Genomic DNA, 16,507 nt, shown 5'->3' on the forward strand with positions numbered 1-16,507 from the left:
ACTAACCTACCATTCCTTTAATTTTACTAATAATACTTGTAATTATGTCCGTTATCCCACTTTCCTGATCACTAATCGCTGAAGACACAATTCCCAATACTAAAATTAATAAAGCCGCTATCCCTAACCACTCCAATGATTGTGCACCTTTCTCATTGTTCAGCCATTGCGACACCTTCACATAAAACCCTGTTAACTTTTCCATTTTAAAACCTCTCCTTTTGATTTTTATTATTTTTTATTTAAATGACTAAGTACAGCCATTGTTTTCTGTACCTATTGAAACAATTGAAAAATATTACTGTTTTGGTTAAACATATTCATCACCATCAGTCCACCTATTAAAACCAATGCAGATGGCAACACAACAAATGTCGTGATTAACGTAACTTTCGGTGATGCTTTTGCGGCTTGTTCTTTGATTAGTTCCTTCTTTAACTTCCTCATTTCGATGGACTGCTGGTGGAACGTTTTGGAAATGGGGATTCCCAGTTTTCCCCCTTGAATTAGCGCTTTAATTAATAGTTGAAATTCTTTACTCGTATTTCGTTCCAATAACATTCGGTATGCGGAAGCTCTTGGCACTCCCATTTGCACTTCCTGAATAAAGCGGCCAAATTCTTCCTGAACAGGGCCTTCAAAGTAAGGAACGATATCCCGCAGTGCCTGATCCAGGTTCACACCTGCTTTTAACGTAACACTCATTGTATCCAGGAAATCCGGTAACTGATAGGTTAGCTCCTCCTGACGTTTTTTTGCCTTTGACTTTATCCAAAAAATGACAGCCAGATAGCCAACAATCGGATAAATAATCACGGTAAGTTCAGCAAAAGGAAATCGAAATATCATGGCAAGTCCACCAATAATCAAACCGATGATCATAAAAAATATTTTCAATCCCTGGAACCTTTCCGTTGTTAAACGATAGGGATGGCCCGCTTCTGTTAACCATTTTTCCACATCATGATCTTCGCTGTAAAAATTAATTCGCTGGCCAATGGTTGAAAAATCATCGGCAAAATGGAATACTCTCGTTAATAGCTTTTCTTTCCGTGTTTGTTTTTTTCCAAAGATATCTTCCCTATAATGATCTTCTTTCGCCCGTTTCTTCAGATCACTTATGTAAACCGTATATTCGTATCCATATTTTAGCCCTAACCCAATGAAAAAGAGAATGAGTAATAAAAATAATACAATTAATCCATCCATCTGCTCACACCCTTATATTGGTGACTTTACGTACTAACCAGAACGTTAGAGCCGTACCAAGAATAAAAAATAGTAGTAATAGGATTCCAATTCCAGTAAATAAAGGATCTAAAAAGCCATCAATTATGTTATTCATCATTAGCACAAGAAAAATAGGAATAATTGGAACCAGAATGGCAACATAGCGTTGTTCAGCTGTCATTGTTTTGATTTCCTGTTTTAGCAGCTTCCGGTCTTCTAATGTTTGACTCATTTCATCCAGAATAGAGGAAATATTTCCGCCAGCTTTTTTCTGGATTAATACGGTTGCAACGAAAAGTTTGAATTCTTTATTACTAATTCGATTTTCCATTTTCTTAATCGCAATATCAAAAGGGATCCCCAACGACAGTTCATGTGCTAATTGTTTGAATTCCGTCTTTGCAGGTGCAGCAATCTCCTGGGCAACCATTTGAATCCCCTGATTTAATGTCATCCCCGACCTTGTAGAGTTCGCTAAAATTCTGCATATCTCAGGAAGCTGTTCTACTAACCTTTCATGCATTTTATTTTTACGAACAGCAAACAAAATTCGTTTTCCACCTTCAACTAAAATCAGTGACAGAAAAGCACTTAACAGTAATCTCAAGTTAAACATATTTACGAGCAGTAAAATCATGCCCATCAATGCGACAAATTGTGCCGCGATAAACTCGGAAGGTGTAAATGGGATGTTTGCCTGCTTCAGCTTTTTAAACATTGGCTGAGCCGTATCCGTGTGATCATATCGATCTCCCAATAACACAATAAAGCTTTTTCGTTCCTGATCCGGTTTATAGAAATCCTCTGCCTGCTTACGCCAGGAACGTTTGGCTCTGCGGTAATCCAGCCAATATGCCAGGAAGATAATAAAGCAAAACGTAGCTAAAATCGTAATGATGGTAGGAATCATAGACGTACCTCCTCTTCTGTCGGTATGAACAGAGAGTCCGAGATATTCTGACCAAATGTATTTAATCTGCTTAAACAGTTGGGAACATATCCGGTCGGCGTATAATATCCCTCTATGTCACCATTTTCTGTCATATTTGTCCGCTTAAACCTGAAGATTTCTTTGATTCGATGTTCCCCATCCTCATCCTGTACTACCTCTGAGATAGCCACAATCTTTCTTGTACCATCTGTTAGCCGTGTAACTTGAATTATAATATCTAGCGCACCTACAATATATTCACGTATAATTCTTGCAGGCAATTCCAGACCTGCCATCACGACCATTGCCTCCACACGCCTTAGGGCATCATCTGTTGAGTTCGCGTGTACGGTTGTAATCGAGCCTTCATGACCGGTATTCATGGCCTGTAGCATATCAAATGCTTCTCCACTGCGGACTTCCCCAACAATAATCCTGTCCGGACGCATTCGTAACGCATTTCGGACAAGTTGTCGAATGGTTATTTCCCCCTGTCCTTCTACATTTTCCGTTCGGGCTTCCATACCAATTACATTTGGACGGTCAAGCCTTAGTTCTGCTGAATCTTCAATTGTAATAACCCTCTCGCCATGAGGTATATCTGCAGCTAACACATTTAGTAGTGTTGTCTTACCTGAACCTGTACCACCTGATATTAATGTATTCAATTTTGATTTTGTCACTGCTTGTACAAATAGTGCCATCCGCTCATCCAATGTGTTAAATTGCAGCATATCATCCATTTGAAACGGATCTTTTCGAAACTTACGAATGGAAACAAGCGTACCATTAAGACTGACAGGTGGAATAACTGCATTCACACGGCTTCCATCCGGCAATCTAGCGTCTACCATTGGTGAGCTTTCATCAATTCTTCTACCAATCGGTGCCACAATTCGATCCACAACATGCCTTACATGCGCATCATCGCGAAAAGAGATATTACTTTGTTCCAATTTCCCAAAGCGCTCAATATAAACTTCATCATACCCATTGATCAATATCTCTGTAATCGATTCATCAGAAATAAGCGGCTCCAATGGTCCAAAACCAACCGATTCATCCAGTATACTGCTGATAAGTAAATCTTTTTCCTGTCTCGGTATAACTACTTTTTCCTCTGACATAAATTGTGAGACTAATTGTTCTATTTTTAATCTCATCTCACCCTGACTCAAACTTGTCAAAGCTTCTAAATTTGTATCACGTAGCAAACGGGTTTTGTAATGCTCTACCAATTCTTCAATATACTGATTCTGTTCGTTGCTTACTGGCTTTGTTTTTAATGTTTGATTAACACGTCGTTCAAATAAAGAAGCCATTGGCAATCACCTCCTAGCTCAATACCGACTTCGCAAATTTGCGTATATCTTTCGCAAAAGGAATGAACTTTTCCTTTTGTGCTTTTCGAATGGTATCTCCTTTGTTAATAAACGTCTGCAATCGTTTGAAATCTCTTCGAATCGTGGCGGTTATCGGAAAACGCACTAAATCTTTCAAATCCTTTTCTTTCAGTTCCATTTCCTTTGAGATATTATTAAGAATGATTTCCATGCTGGATTTCAACTCAATCCCAAGTCGTTCACTTACTTCTTCAAAATGTTTCAAGACTTTCAAAGAAGGAGTATCGGGTTGTAGTACATAGTAAATTTTATCCGCTTCTTCGATTGCCGCTACGGTATTCTCATTGACAATCGCAGGTAAATCGATGACACAAAAATCGAATGAACGCCTGCATGCACGGAGTAATCGGCTAATAAATTCAGCATCAATTGCCTCCGCTACCCCAGCATCTGCAGGACTTATTAACACTTCCAATTTCGAATGTTCCTCTGTTTGGGACACATTACGAATATGACTTTCATTTAATTCGTTAATAACAGGTTGCAAGTCAATGAGGGACCGGTTCGTCTCTAAAGACATGATGGTTTCAATCCCTCCAAATTGGACGTTTAAATCAATTAAGATCACCTCTGCTGCTGATTCAAGTTTTATCGTTTGCGCATAAGTAGAAGAAATAACGGTTTTACCTGTACCACCTTTTCCACTGTAAAATGCATGAATTTGTCCTCTTCCCCGACCAAATACGACAACATTTTCTTTATCTGCATCCAGTTGCAATCTATAATTTTTCTGCATCGTAGGAAAACGGCTAATAAATAAGCTTAGTTCATCAGGCAGAATAAAAAATTCCTCTGCACCAGCCCTCATAATATTTCGCAATAAACCAATGTCGGATACTGTTGCAAGGAAAATAACATATGTAGGTGGATGTATCGATTTAACATACTGAACTTGTTCCTCTACATAGTCTGTATTTGCCAGGATAAAAATTACAAAATCTCTTGTTTGACGATTAATTTCACGCGAAACATCATCAGATCCAATCACCGTCACGTTATTCTGATCCCGATCAATCGCATTTAGCACTTGAGTAGTAATCGAATCTTCTTCACTCACAATTAAAATATCAAATGGATCACTCATCATTTCTCTCCTTGATTACTTTCTCCCATATAGAGACATTTTTACTCTGCATCTTGTTCTTCTGGTTCTTGCTCTGATTCTTCGTTTGTCACTTCCTCTTCTGGTACCTGCTCTGTTTCCTCGTTTGATGCTCCCTCTTCTGCTGATTCCTCTTCTCCCGTAATCATCGTATCTCCTTTTCCAACATTCGCCTTTAATATACGAATGTAATCAGCATAGTTTTGCTGATGTATTAATCTCTCAGCATCTTTAGTAGATAATTCCACTGCAATCCCTGAAAAGTTGTCATTTGTTCCCTGTGCGTAAACGACTGGAACATCTGTTAAAAAGGTTTCGGTTTCTTCATCAGAAGAAACAATAATATCCACTCGATCCAACGCCTCAATGACTTGATCAAATTGAACATTTTCCTTTCGGTGAATCGATACTAATCGATGGTCCTCGTTATTTAAATTGGAAACCGGTTTTATCATATTATTCGTAATAATATCCCCTTCACTTAAAGGAACAACAGAGACACGATTTTGAACTTCCGAAAAATCCGTGATGTGTGAGTCGGTAACAAATTTATTGGGAATCTCCATTTTGGCTAGTTGATCTTCCTGTAATACAACCCGTGAAGGAATGTCTCCATTAGCCACATAAACCTCCGTCATCCCTCCCAATTCTGCATTAAGTTCTTTGACTTTCCCATAAACGAGATATCCTGCAATTAAAGCTAATATAAATGCTAATATAAAAAATATTCCAGCTCTTTTTTTCGACTCTATCATGCGCGTTTCTCCTTACTCTTCATCACAAAAATTGTGCCGCCTTCCTTTACTTACTGAATAAGTACAATCTTTTTAAATGATTAAATTTGTCTGCTCTGCTTAATTACTGGGCTGCTGTATTTTTATACCTAAAAAAGGGCATATGGGCAGTTTAGTGACTAATCTTTCAATCTTGAGCCACCAACCTTCATTTTTAAGCAGTTCCATATGGTTTTTTAAGACATTACATGCTCATAGGCATAAATTGCTGTTTTGCCAATACTGTCTTTACGAATCTTTCAGACAGCATCACCAATTGTTCACATCATGGCCTTTTTCCGATTCACAACACTGGTATGCTCGGCAGTTGTGTGTTAAAATTACATTCACCAGAAACATTCAATACTTTTTTGGAATGAAACTGATATTGAATCTTTCGTAATTAGACTTACGAAAACAGGAACGAAAATGCCAGGCGTACAAATAGTTATTACTTATAACGCGATAAGTTCAATTTATGTAACAGTCCTGCTGCCACCCGTCAGAATGATGCCATGAACAAAATTAAATCATGATGTCGTTGTTTTTTGAAAGTCAGGAAAAATAAAATTTAATGATATGGAATAAAATGAGTCTTCAATCAGTATTTTTTTTCATCCCTCACTGATTGTTTAGATTTTATACAAGCTTCATTTTATTCAATTATTTAGTAGAATCATAGTTGTGATGTTTGATGGTGTTTTTTACACTAGAATAGTATAAAGTTATAGCAAAGAAGTGTTTAGGGCATAGTAAAATATTTAAGCCCGAATTGTAAGAAAAACCAGGCTATTCGCTAAAAGATGAGTGAATGCAAGCTTTTCTAATATATTCGCTTTTTCTGAAGGTCTGTCCAATGCTGGGTATAACAGTAAAATCATTACGTATAAATTCATTAAGTTCAGACTTGGTAATACTACTGCTCAATTGAACGGAAAAATTATGTACTTGCAATAACGAATGAGCTCCAGCTTCAAATACAAGCTGCTGACATAAAAATGATACAGGCAGATACTTTAATATTCTGAAAAAAATGCAGAAGCAATTCACGTATTAGCACTTTCTGCTCAAAAATCAACGGAATGAACAATGTGTTGAAAGTGTACTTTCTTACCTTCCAATTATCCTCAAAATGATTCACATTTTCTTTACAAGTATATTAACATCTATCCATAGTTCCTACTCATTAGACTCCTCCCATCAAAATCTTCTTCAATGTCTAATTATAATGTGAAAACAGAATATTAACTACAAAAAATGGAAAATTTGTACTAAAATGAGCGTTTTTTACTAATCAACAATACCCACACCATTACTTCCGAACTATGATAATACGCCTGGGACCTCCTGGATTTTGTCTATATTTGCCGCGTTGTAATAAAAAAACATAGTAACCTGTTGTCCACAAATTACTCACGTTATCCATTCCTTTATATTCATCATTCGTAAAAATTCCAATCTTACTTGTACTTTTCCTATTTCAGTAAAAATTGTAGTGTACTTCATAAAGTTGTTATAGCAGCATTCTCTTTTTATACATATATACGCTAATTTATTTTAAAAAGGTAAAGTTGTAAACAATGAAAACAAGGGGACAAAAGGGACTGGTTCATCATCGCCCCACTCCTATCTACAATCCAATGTGACAAGGAACCTGTCCATTGGGTTAAGGCCTCTAAACTGAAATATATATACCTCCACTAAAACCGATTACTTTTCATTCATAATCTCATCCATTTCCTTTCGGCTTTAATTAACATAACAGGAGAAATAAATAGGAATAATAATGCAAAGAGGAAAGTTAACACTGCAATAATAATCGCATCTGGATTTGAAGGAGAAAAGGGCCATTCCCCTACCAGACTAGTACTTTAACGCAACGGGAGACTGACCCTTTTTCTTAAAAAGACCACCAATATGATTCAACATCATTGGTAGTCTTCCCCTTACATCGATTCCGACTTAGAATCTTCGTTTAGTTCCATCTGCTTTCTTCGTCTAACGAGTATAGCAAACGACAGAACCGCCGCAATACTCGCCAGGGTCATCACGATTCCCATGGATATGGCAGGATTGGTTCCTAAACCTGTTAGTGGGGCAACCATTCCCCCAAATAGAAACTGTAATAAGCCGAGTAATGCCGAAGCACTTCCTGCAATCTTGCCTTGATTTTCTAAGGCTAGGGAATTTCCAGTCGTACTTACAATCCCAACACTGGATACCGCAAGAAACAATGGGACTAAAATGAAGGATAATCCGGCATTCAGTAACAGTAAAATAAGAAGGGCAATGGAGCCAAAACTGGCCATCGAAATTCCAACAACAAAAAGATTGGTCACGCTAACCCGCCCAGCTAATCTGCCTGTGATTTGACTAGCAATAACGATCCCAACACCGTTCATGGCAAATATGAGACTGTACACTTGAGGAGAGGTCCCATACATATTTTGCAAAACAAAGGATGAGCCAGCGATATAGGCGAACATTACAGCACTTACTAAAGCTTGTGCTAGTGCAAAGCCGATGAAACTTCGGTCGAAGAGAAGTTGCTTAAATGTGATGGCTGTCTGTTTCATTCCTCCTACCGACCGTGATTCATTTTGCAGTGTTTCCGGCAAACTAAAAAGGACAAAAAGTACCATCACTACCCCTATTACACTTAAAACGATAAACACCCCTTGCCATGGTACAAAAAGCAAGATAGAGGCTCCTAATACGGGTGCTAGTATTGGTGCGACACCATTAACAAGTGCTAACAAAGAGAAAAACTTTGTCATCTCTACACCTGAATAGATATCTCGAACAATAGCACGAGACAAGACAATACCGGCAGCTCCAGATAATCCTTGAATAAACCGTAACGTGATAAAGACCCAAATGTTTGGCGAAAAAGCACATAAAAGAGAAGCTATACTGTAAATCGCTAGGCCGATAAGGAGTGGAGTACGACGTCCTTGTGCATCACTAAGTGGACCTACCAATAACTGTCCGAATGCTAAGCCAAGCATAAAAAAAGTTAAGCTTAATTGCACCAATGATGGAGTCGTATGGAGCTCCTCTGCAATGTGTGGTAGAGCTGGTAGGTACATATCAATGGAAAGTGGAGCAAAAGCTGCTAATGTCCCCAGCAAAGCAGCTAATTTCAATCGCTTGGATGGTAAGGCTGTAGCCTTTGTATGATTAATCTTTTCTAAAGAATCATTCACTGATATATCCCCCTACTGTATTCATGATAGTTAGATAAAAACACTGAAACGGAAACACGAGAACAGTAATCCATTATTTTAAATCAGTAGACTTTCTTTTTTTAATAACATCCATGATTAGTGTATCAATCAATATCAAAAGCACACCAAAACTAAGAGCATAATCCGCAAAATTAAGGATGCCTTGACGATATGTAAAATGAATAAAATCCGTTACTTGATTAAACAAGACTCGATCAATGGCATTTCCAATTGCACCACCAACAAAAAGGCCGGTCCCTATTACTAAAAGTTTTCCATTTATATGTCCTTTCCTTAGCATATACATACTTAAAACGGTAACTATCATTGCAACTGGAACAAACAGACGCCCATACCCTTCAAATAATCCAAAGGCAGCACCACTATTTTGTATATAGGTAAAGTGTAATACCCCTTCCCAAACTTCTATCGTATCTCCAACATGTAAAGTTTCACGAATCAAATACTTAGATAGTTGATCAATGACAATAACGAGCATAGCAACAAGATAGAAAAGAATACATATCACACTTTCTTTGCTTTTATATTTTTAAACATATCATGAATTAAATTTAATAGTTAGACTTAAATTTTCATGTAGTCGCTGCTCTTTAACCAAGCATGGGGTTATGCGAGAAAGACACATGATTTCATGAATCATTCTATTTCAAGCTATCTAAGCTTTATGACTAGTTATCATAAAATTCTCAAATGCACCTATCTGCAAGGGTTTACTGTAATAATATCCTTGGCCAAGTATACATCCATCTTTATTCAGTTCATCAACATGTTCCTTGAGTTCAACTCCCTCTGCAATAACATGTAATCCAATGGAATTTGCTAAGTTGATGATTGCTTTTGCAATTTCCTTACTTTCTTTACTCGTATGTATATCTTTCACAAACGATTGGTCGATTTTTAAGGTATCAATGGGGAATTCTTTAATATAACTTAGAGTACTATAACCTGTTCCAAAATCATCAACAGAAATACGGATGCCTAGCTTTCGAATTTCCTTTAAAATGGAAATCGTACTTTTGACATTGGCCAAGACACTTTCCGTTATCTCTAATTCGAGCCGTTTTGGATCTAATCCTGTTTCATGTAAAATGGTTTTAATCTTATCGACAAAATGGAAATCCTCCAACTGACGAACCGAAACATTCACAGATAAGATTAAAGATGAATATCCCTCGTCTTGCCATCTTGATGCTTGCCGGCAACTTTCTCTAAGAATCCACTCTCCCAATGGAACAATTAAGCCCGTTTCTTCTGCCAACGGAATAAATTTCCCTGGCGACATGATCCCTAATTCTGGGTGCCTCCATCTAACCAATGCTTCCATACCCATTAACTCACCCGTAGTCATATTCATTTTCGGTTGATATTCCAAATAAAATTGTTGCTCCTTGATTCCAGTTCTTAATGCATTTTCAAGGATTCGACGCTCTAAAGATTGATGTTCCATCTGTTGATTGAATAGCATAAGATCATTTTTACCGTGCTCTTTCGCATAATAAAGTGCAGTGTCTGCATTCTTGATCAAGTCCTCAGAAGATTCTCCATGATTAGGATAGTGCGCCACACCAATACTGCAAGTAAGTGTGTAATCTTGTCCATATGCTTTGATAGGGTTTTGAAACTCAATGAGCATTCTTTCAGCAATGGCCATGGTCCCTTCTTCATCCTGTACATCTTTTAACATAACGACAAACTCATCCCCACCGAATCTTGCTGCCATATCGGTCGGTCGAATAACGGAGCGAATTCGTTTGGCTGCTTCTTTAAGTACGATGTCCCCTGCATCATGTCCCCATTGGTCATTAATGGATTTAAAATTATCCAAATCGATAAAAAATAGGGACAGGTTAGTTCTAGAGTATTTTCGATCCATCAGTTCACTACGAAGATGATTCGTAAACGAACGTCGATTTGGAAGATTGGTCAAGGTATCATGAAATGCTAATTGATATATGGCTTGTTCTCCTTCTTTTCTTTCGCTTATATCACGCATGACGACTAGGATTAATTCATTTTCATTTTCTAAAAAAGAATTTTCGTTCATACGAATCATATTTGCCTCGACATCTATCTCATTTCCTTCTGCATGAAGGAGCCGAAATTCACTTTTTATCGGTTTTTTTATCGTTCTACCAGAGAAAGTAAAGAGATCATGTTGAACGGACTCCTGGTCATCTGGATGAATGATTTCAAAAAAGTTACTTTTCTGAAGGAAAGTAACATCATAATGTAACACGGTATGAAAGGATGGGGTGACATATTGGATAATGCCATTTCTATTCGTAATCGCAATAAGATCTGTTATATTTTCAACAATCATTTGATGAATGTCATTACTACTGATTTCCTGTTCCAAATGCTTATTGTTAAGAAGATATGGCTGCTTTATATGGTTGCCATTCCATCCTACACGATTGGGCTGATTTAATTCTAAAGCAACTCGAATTTTAACCTCTTTCCCAACGAGTACGCCGCCTGTTTCTAATGAAGCATTCCATGTGAGACCAAATTCTTCACGGTTAATGGTTGCTTCTGCCTCATAACCGTAAACTTCGACTCCCCTTGGATCTGTAGCTTTCCCACCAAACACAACATCGAATGTTACTGGCTTCGTTATCCCTTTTATCGTTAGATCACCAATTACTTTATAATTTGCACCACTTTTTGTAATAGTCGTAGATTGGAATTCAATCGTTGGGTACGTTTTAATATCGAAGAAATCAGCTGATTTTAAGTGTTTATCGCGTTCCTTATTACGAGTATTTATGCTGTCCCCATCCAATCGGAATACAATCTTTGCGGTAGTTAAATCCATTACATCATTCGCCTCTACAACCGCTGTATATGAATCAAATTGTCCTCGTACCTTGGATACCATCATATGTTTCACTTCAAATCCAATTGTCGAATGTGCATGGTCTATCATCCAATACCCCATCTTAAACTCTCCCTGTCATTAACGTGTATCATTCACCTATCTATCCATTTATTTTTGAAGCATCCCTACTAGCTCTCCATTTTCTAAAACACCTTCATTTTGGGACTTACTCATTCTCTTCAATAGGAGATAGTGTTGCTTCAATCTCTGCTCGTCTTTCCTCTAAAAATGGTGGTAAATCAAGTTTTTCTCCTAAATGCTCCACATCTCCATCAATGGTAAATCCAGGTCCATCCGTTGCAATTTCAAAAAGAATCCCGTTTGATTCACGGAAATACAAACTCTTAAAGTAGTAACGGTCGATAATTCCTGTCGTATGAAAACCTCTTTGTTTCACTTGTTCTTCCCAATAGGCTAGCTCCACACTGTTTTTTACACGGATTGCTAAGTGATGAATACTGCCGCGACCTGGTTTTTCCGATGGACCGTCTAAAGATTTCACTACGATTTCTCCAAAAACCTCACCAGGCATGGATTGAAAAATAGCTTCGTTTTCCGTACGACTTATCTCGGTATACCCGAACATATCGGTAAGTGTCCTTGCTAGTTTATCTAGTCTTCGTACTGTTATTTCCACAGAGCCCATACCTTGAATTTGATGCTCCACTGGAACATTAGACCTTTCCCAAGTTTCCCAGTGGTCCACCTTTTCTCCGTTTGAGGCGAGTAGCACCAAACGAAGCCCTTCTGGATCCTCCAATTTCAAGGCAGGGTGATTGGCATACGTGGTGATTTCACCATGATACACACCGAATTCCTGCAATCGTGCTTTCCAATAATGTAGACTATCCTCTGATGGAACTAGTAATCCGATTCTAGTAATGGCATTTGTACCACGGTACGTATTTCCTACTGGTGGAATTTCAAAAAAGGATAATTCCGTACCAGGGCTACCCGTTTTATCTCCGTAAAATAAGTGATACATCGATGGGTCATCTTGGTTCACCGTTACTTTCACCCGACGCAAACCAAGTACATGGCGGTAAAAGTGATTATTTTGACTTGCATTTTTTGTAATCATGGAAATATGATGATGTCCTGGAATTGGATACATAAACAAATCCTCCCTTTTCAATTTACTAGTCAAGTGATAAATAAAAAAATGATAGCGATATATTTATCACAACGCTAAGACGTTTCATTTTTCATCTTATTTTCAGTATTCTTTTGTAACTTCGTCATGAGCGAGTATAGTGTTTCCTGCTCTTCTTCTGTCAAACACTCATTGACAATAGACGTTTGAAAAGCAAGCTGAGTTCAAAAACTTCGTGCATTTTTTCTTCCTCTTTTTTCGTTAAGGAAATCCATTTCGTTTTCCAACCCTGCTTACGCTGTATATAGCCCTCATGCTCGAGTCGTGTGATCATGCGTGAAATACCACCCTCCGACACCGTTACTCTTGCAGCTAGCTGACTTTGCGTAATCGGCTGATAAGTCGAAACCTTATTTAATACATCAAACTTTGCAGCCGTAATACGAAACTGTTTTAAGAATTCATTGGAAAGTACATTACTTTGATGGGTAAAACGAGCAATACGCAACCAAATTAGTGAACCAAGTGTATTTTTTCTCAAATGACTCATTCCCTTTCGTTACTATCATTTTATACCTCAAGTGATAAAACGCAATCAAAATGTCTTGAATTAAATATATTTTAATGTATACCACACTTATAAAAGTGTCTCCTAGTTGGTTCTGCCCTTCTACCACTCTGAATGATAAAGTAAAATAAAAGTTGACTTTCTCGATTTAATGTTATGAATGAGGGACTGACCCACTTTTTCTAGAATTCGCAAACAAATATCAGTATCCTAATTATCATCTCGTCCCACAGTCCCCTTATCCCCCACCCTCGACATTTTCCTACAAAAAATCCTTATCTTAAGGTATCTATTAATATATAATTCTAATTACTGTAGTTCTTTACTACTCTAAAGTGATAAACAACTAATATATTAATGAGTAAAACAACCTTTATTACCGCTTATTTTTTGTTTGGTTAGTTAAAGAAAGTAGGGATTTTATGCCTCTAGAAAACATAGAACATATCCTATTAAACAAAAAAGAAGAATACCTGGAACAATTATTTACGCTTTTACGTCAAAAAAGTATTAGCACCCAAAACGAAGGGATGACGGAATGTGCCGAACTTCTGAAAAAGATGATGGAGGAAATTGGGATTCACACCAAAATCATGAAAACAAATGGGCATCCTGTTGTTTATGGAGAAAGACTGAAGGATGAAAATGCCTTTACCCTGCTTTTTTATGGACATTATGATGTACAGCCTCCAGATCCAATCGACGAATGGCTTTCTCCGCCTTTTGAACCAACCATTCGTGATGGAAGAATCTACGCTCGAGGGGCAGGAGACAACAAGAGACAGCTGATGGCCACGCTTCTTGGAGTGAAGACATATATCGATAGTTTCGGGGACTGGCCTATCAATATTAAATTCATATTTGAAGGAGAAGAGGAAAATGGAAGTCCTCATTTGGCCTCCTTTGTGAAAGAGAACAAAGAACTATTAAAAGCAGATCTAGTTTATACAGCGGATGGCTCCTCTCATAATAGCGGTTGTCCCCTAATCTTATTAGGTGCAAGGGGCTCTCTCCAGCTAGAACTAAAAGCGAAAGAAGCGAAATGGGATAATCACTCCGGAAATACAGGCAATATTGTCCCAAATCCAGCTTGGAGATTAATAAATTTACTAGAGACCATGCGTGATAAGGATGGGAACGTGTTAATCGAAGGATTTTATGACCATATCCGAAAGCCTTCCGCGAAAGAAGAAGATCTACTTGAAACCTTACCTTTTGATAGAGACGATATTGGAGAGAAAATTGGCTATCCCGACCTAGAGATGGATGGCAAAACCTATTATCACAAGTTAACAATGGAACCAACCTTTAATATTGCAGGAATCCATAGCGGTTATGCAGGGGATGGTGTTAAAACAATCATCCCTTCTACTGCGACGGTGAAATTAGATGTTCGTCTTGTCGTGGATCAAGATCCTAGCGATATTTACAATAAAATCTTAAGGCACGTGGAAAAACATGATCCAGGTATTGAAGTGACCCATTTAGTATCCATGGAACCATCAAGGACTCCCGCCGATCTAGATATCGTAAAGGTGGTAACGAATGCCGTTTACGAGTCTTATCAAAAAGAGCCATGGATACAGCCTAGTTTAGGAAGTTCACTTCCCGTTTATGTATGGACCAAAATTTTAGAAACACCATCCATTATCGTGCCTTATGCCAATTTCGATCAACGAAATCATTCCCCCAATGAAAATATGAAACTGGAAAATTTCTTTGACGGAATGAAGTGTACTTGCCAGGTGATTCATCAACTCGGGGAGTATGCCAAACAACGCTAAATCGATTTTACTAAGGTTTATGGAAAATGGATGTTGAATTGAAATAAAAGGGGATTTCGTTACATGAAAGTTAATCAACCAAACAATGTTAATACACCAGAGCCAAAGAAAAAGCCCAAAAAACCACCACACATCCTTGTTATTTTATTTTGCATAATGATTTTAACCGCTGTGATTACTTACCTTATTCCAGCTGGGGAATATGAACGAACCACCAATGAAGAAGGAAGAGAAATTCTAGTTAACGGTACGTATCAGCAAACAGAAGGGAATCCAACAGGTTTTTTAGATTTTTTCAATTCCCTTTATGATGGGATGTCTCAAGCTTCCGGAATCATCTTCTTGCTTTTTATTACCGGTGGGGTATTTGGTATTTTAGGGAAAACCGGGGCGATTGATAGTGCCCTCCAACATCTTATTAAAAAAATGCACGGAAAAGAAGTTTACCTCATCCCAATTCTATTTGCTATTTTTTCATTAGCTGGAGCTAGTTTTGGGTTGGGTTCCGAAGCGATGGTTTATATTATTATCCTATTGCCGCTTCTTTTAAGAGCAGGCTTTGACTCCATTGTTGCCGTTGCCGTCCCGATGCTTGGTGTCGCGATCGGATACGCCGGTGGATTTTTAAACCCATATAATGTTGGGGTTGCCCATGGGATTGCGGAATTGCCACTGTTTTCAGGGATGGGCGTACGAATCATTTGCTGGCTTATTCTGCTCATCGTTAGTGGCACGTACATTACGCTCTACGCAAGAAAAATTCAAAGGGATCCAAATAGGAGTCTCGTACGTGTAGAAGATCAGAATAAAAAGCTGGAAGAAAACAATGAAGCCACCGAAACTCGTTTAACCGGAAAACATATTGTCATCTTAATCTGCCTTGCCGCAACATTTATATCCTTACCAATTGGCATTATTAATGATGGATGGTACTTCAAAGAAATTACAGGAGTGTTCCTTCTCATGGGAATGGTTGTTGGTATCATTTCGGGAATGAACGTGAATGAAATGGCGACAGCCTTTACAGACGGGTGTAAGAACTTAATGGAAGGTGCGTTAGCTGTTTCGTTTGCTTATACCATTGTTGTAATCCTGCAAGATAGTAACTTAATCGACACCATCGTATATGGTTTAACGAATTTAGCTAGTCAATTCCCAGCTAGCGTTTCAGCCTTTGGTATGTTTCTCGGTCAATTCCTATTAAATCTGCCCGTCAACTCAGGAAGCGGACAAGCTGCGTTATCCATGCCAATTATGACGCCGATAGCAGATTTAGTAGGAGTAAGTAGACAAACAGCAGTTCTTGCCTTCCAGTTTGGAGATGGATTTACCAACGCCTTTTATCCTACAAACGGAGGATTAATGGCTGGACTAGCCATTGCAGGCGTCTCTTGGTTGAAATGGGCAAGATTTATGTTGCCACTCGTTATTTTGTTATTTATTACTTGTGCGATTATGGTGTCGATTGTACATCTGTTTGTGTGGCCGGTTTGATGA

12 protein-coding genes and 1 pseudogene are annotated in these 16,507 nt (G+C 38.1%); 2 read left to right on the plus strand and 11 right to left on the minus strand.

The window, feature by feature from the left end; all coding sequences use genetic code 11:
- Position 1: 1 nt before the first annotated feature.
- The 11 genes and pseudogenes from GMJ66_RS05855 to GMJ66_RS05905 all read right to left on the minus strand — a co-directional run bounded on the left by GMJ66_RS05855 (position 2) and on the right by GMJ66_RS05905 (position 13,199).
- Complete coding sequence (locus tag GMJ66_RS05855; protein ID WP_156289401.1) at positions 2–205, minus strand: hypothetical protein; 204 nt, start codon at positions 203–205, stop codon at positions 2–4.
- Positions 206–276: 71 nt separating this feature from the next.
- Positions 277–1,209 (minus strand): type II secretion system F family protein, encoded by a 933-nt coding sequence (locus tag GMJ66_RS05860; RefSeq protein WP_156289402.1) that lies wholly within the window; start codon positions 1,207–1,209, stop codon positions 277–279.
- A gap of 4 nt (positions 1,210–1,213) precedes the next feature.
- Positions 1,214–2,140, minus strand: coding sequence for a type II secretion system F family protein (locus tag GMJ66_RS05865; RefSeq protein ID WP_156289403.1), 927 nt, complete (start codon positions 2,138–2,140; stop codon positions 1,214–1,216).
- The gene (locus GMJ66_RS05870) at positions 2,137–3,483 is read right to left on the minus strand and encodes a CpaF family protein (RefSeq protein WP_156289404.1); all 1,347 of its coding nucleotides are present in this window, start codon (positions 3,481–3,483) and stop codon (positions 2,137–2,139) included. Before GMJ66_RS05870 ends, GMJ66_RS05865 begins: the two co-directional genes overlap by 4 nt.
- A gap of 13 nt (positions 3,484–3,496) precedes the next feature.
- The gene (locus tag GMJ66_RS05875; protein ID WP_156289405.1) at positions 3,497–4,648 is read right to left on the minus strand and encodes an AAA family ATPase; all 1,152 of its coding nucleotides are present in this window, start codon (positions 4,646–4,648) and stop codon (positions 3,497–3,499) included.
- Between the two features lie 41 nt (positions 4,649–4,689).
- The gene (cpaB, locus tag GMJ66_RS05880; protein WP_156289406.1) at positions 4,690–5,421 is read right to left on the minus strand and encodes a Flp pilus assembly protein CpaB; all 732 of its coding nucleotides are present in this window, start codon (positions 5,419–5,421) and stop codon (positions 4,690–4,692) included.
- A gap of 1,964 nt (positions 5,422–7,385) precedes the next feature.
- Positions 7,386–8,645: a multidrug effflux MFS transporter gene (locus GMJ66_RS05885; RefSeq protein WP_156289407.1), complete on the minus strand. Its 1,260-nt coding sequence runs from the start codon at positions 8,643–8,645 to the stop codon at positions 7,386–7,388.
- Between the two features lie 73 nt (positions 8,646–8,718).
- Positions 8,719–9,195, minus strand: a complete 477-nt coding sequence (gene lspA / locus GMJ66_RS05890) for a signal peptidase II (RefSeq protein WP_231514828.1) — start codon at positions 9,193–9,195, stop codon at positions 8,719–8,721.
- 147 nt (positions 9,196–9,342) lie between these two features.
- The gene (locus GMJ66_RS05895; protein WP_156289408.1) at positions 9,343–11,625 is read right to left on the minus strand and encodes an EAL domain-containing protein; all 2,283 of its coding nucleotides are present in this window, start codon (positions 11,623–11,625) and stop codon (positions 9,343–9,345) included.
- 106 nt (positions 11,626–11,731) lie between these two features.
- Positions 11,732–12,679 carry a ring-cleaving dioxygenase gene (locus GMJ66_RS05900; protein WP_156289409.1) on the minus strand — a complete coding sequence of 316 codons (948 nt, stop codon included), beginning with the start codon at positions 12,677–12,679 and terminating at the stop codon, positions 11,732–11,734.
- A gap of 74 nt (positions 12,680–12,753) precedes the next feature.
- Positions 12,754–13,199, minus strand: a pseudogene (locus tag GMJ66_RS05905) (MarR family winged helix-turn-helix transcriptional regulator).
- A gap of 449 nt (positions 13,200–13,648) precedes the next feature.
- Between GMJ66_RS05905 and GMJ66_RS05910 the strand changes: the two are divergent.
- Together GMJ66_RS05910 and GMJ66_RS05915 are read left to right on the plus strand one after the other, a co-directional pair.
- Entirely contained in the window at positions 13,649–15,010 is a 1,362-nt protein-coding gene (locus GMJ66_RS05910; RefSeq protein ID WP_156289410.1) for a M20/M25/M40 family metallo-hydrolase, read from the plus strand.
- A gap of 63 nt (positions 15,011–15,073) precedes the next feature.
- A complete protein-coding gene (locus tag GMJ66_RS05915) occupies positions 15,074–16,504 on the plus strand; it encodes a YfcC family protein (RefSeq protein WP_156289411.1) in 1,431 nt (476 codons plus the stop codon).
- The last annotated feature ends 3 nt before the right edge of the window (positions 16,505–16,507 follow it).

The organism is Oceanobacillus salinisoli (genome assembly GCF_009733865.1).
GTDB lineage: Bacteria > Bacillota > Bacilli > Bacillales > Amphibacillaceae > Oceanobacillus > Oceanobacillus salinisoli.

Excerpts from the sequence above, each read along its gene's own strand:
- GMJ66_RS05875 (WP_156289405.1), bottom strand. The coding sequence starts at position 4,648 with ATGAGTGATCCATTTGATATTTTAATTGTGAGTGAAGAAGATTCGATT.
- GMJ66_RS05900 (WP_156289409.1), bottom strand. The coding sequence starts at position 12,679 with ATGTATCCAATTCCAGGACATCATCATATTTCCATGATTACAAAAAAT.
- GMJ66_RS05910 (WP_156289410.1), top strand. The coding sequence starts at position 13,649 with ATGCCTCTAGAAAACATAGAACATATCCTATTAAACAAAAAAGAAGAA.
- cpaB (WP_156289406.1), bottom strand. The coding sequence starts at position 5,421 with ATGATAGAGTCGAAAAAAAGAGCTGGAATATTTTTTATATTAGCATTT.
- GMJ66_RS05865 (WP_156289403.1), bottom strand. The coding sequence starts at position 2,140 with ATGATTCCTACCATCATTACGATTTTAGCTACGTTTTGCTTTATTATC.
- GMJ66_RS05895 (WP_156289408.1), bottom strand. The coding sequence starts at position 11,625 with ATGGGGTATTGGATGATAGACCATGCACATTCGACAATTGGATTTGAA.
- GMJ66_RS05870 (WP_156289404.1), bottom strand. The coding sequence starts at position 3,483 with ATGGCTTCTTTATTTGAACGACGTGTTAATCAAACATTAAAAACAAAG.
- GMJ66_RS05860 (WP_156289402.1), bottom strand. The coding sequence starts at position 1,209 with ATGGATGGATTAATTGTATTATTTTTATTACTCATTCTCTTTTTCATT.
- GMJ66_RS05855 (WP_156289401.1), bottom strand. The coding sequence starts at position 205 with ATGGAAAAGTTAACAGGGTTTTATGTGAAGGTGTCGCAATGGCTGAAC.
- GMJ66_RS05915 (WP_156289411.1), top strand. The coding sequence starts at position 15,074 with ATGAAAGTTAATCAACCAAACAATGTTAATACACCAGAGCCAAAGAAA.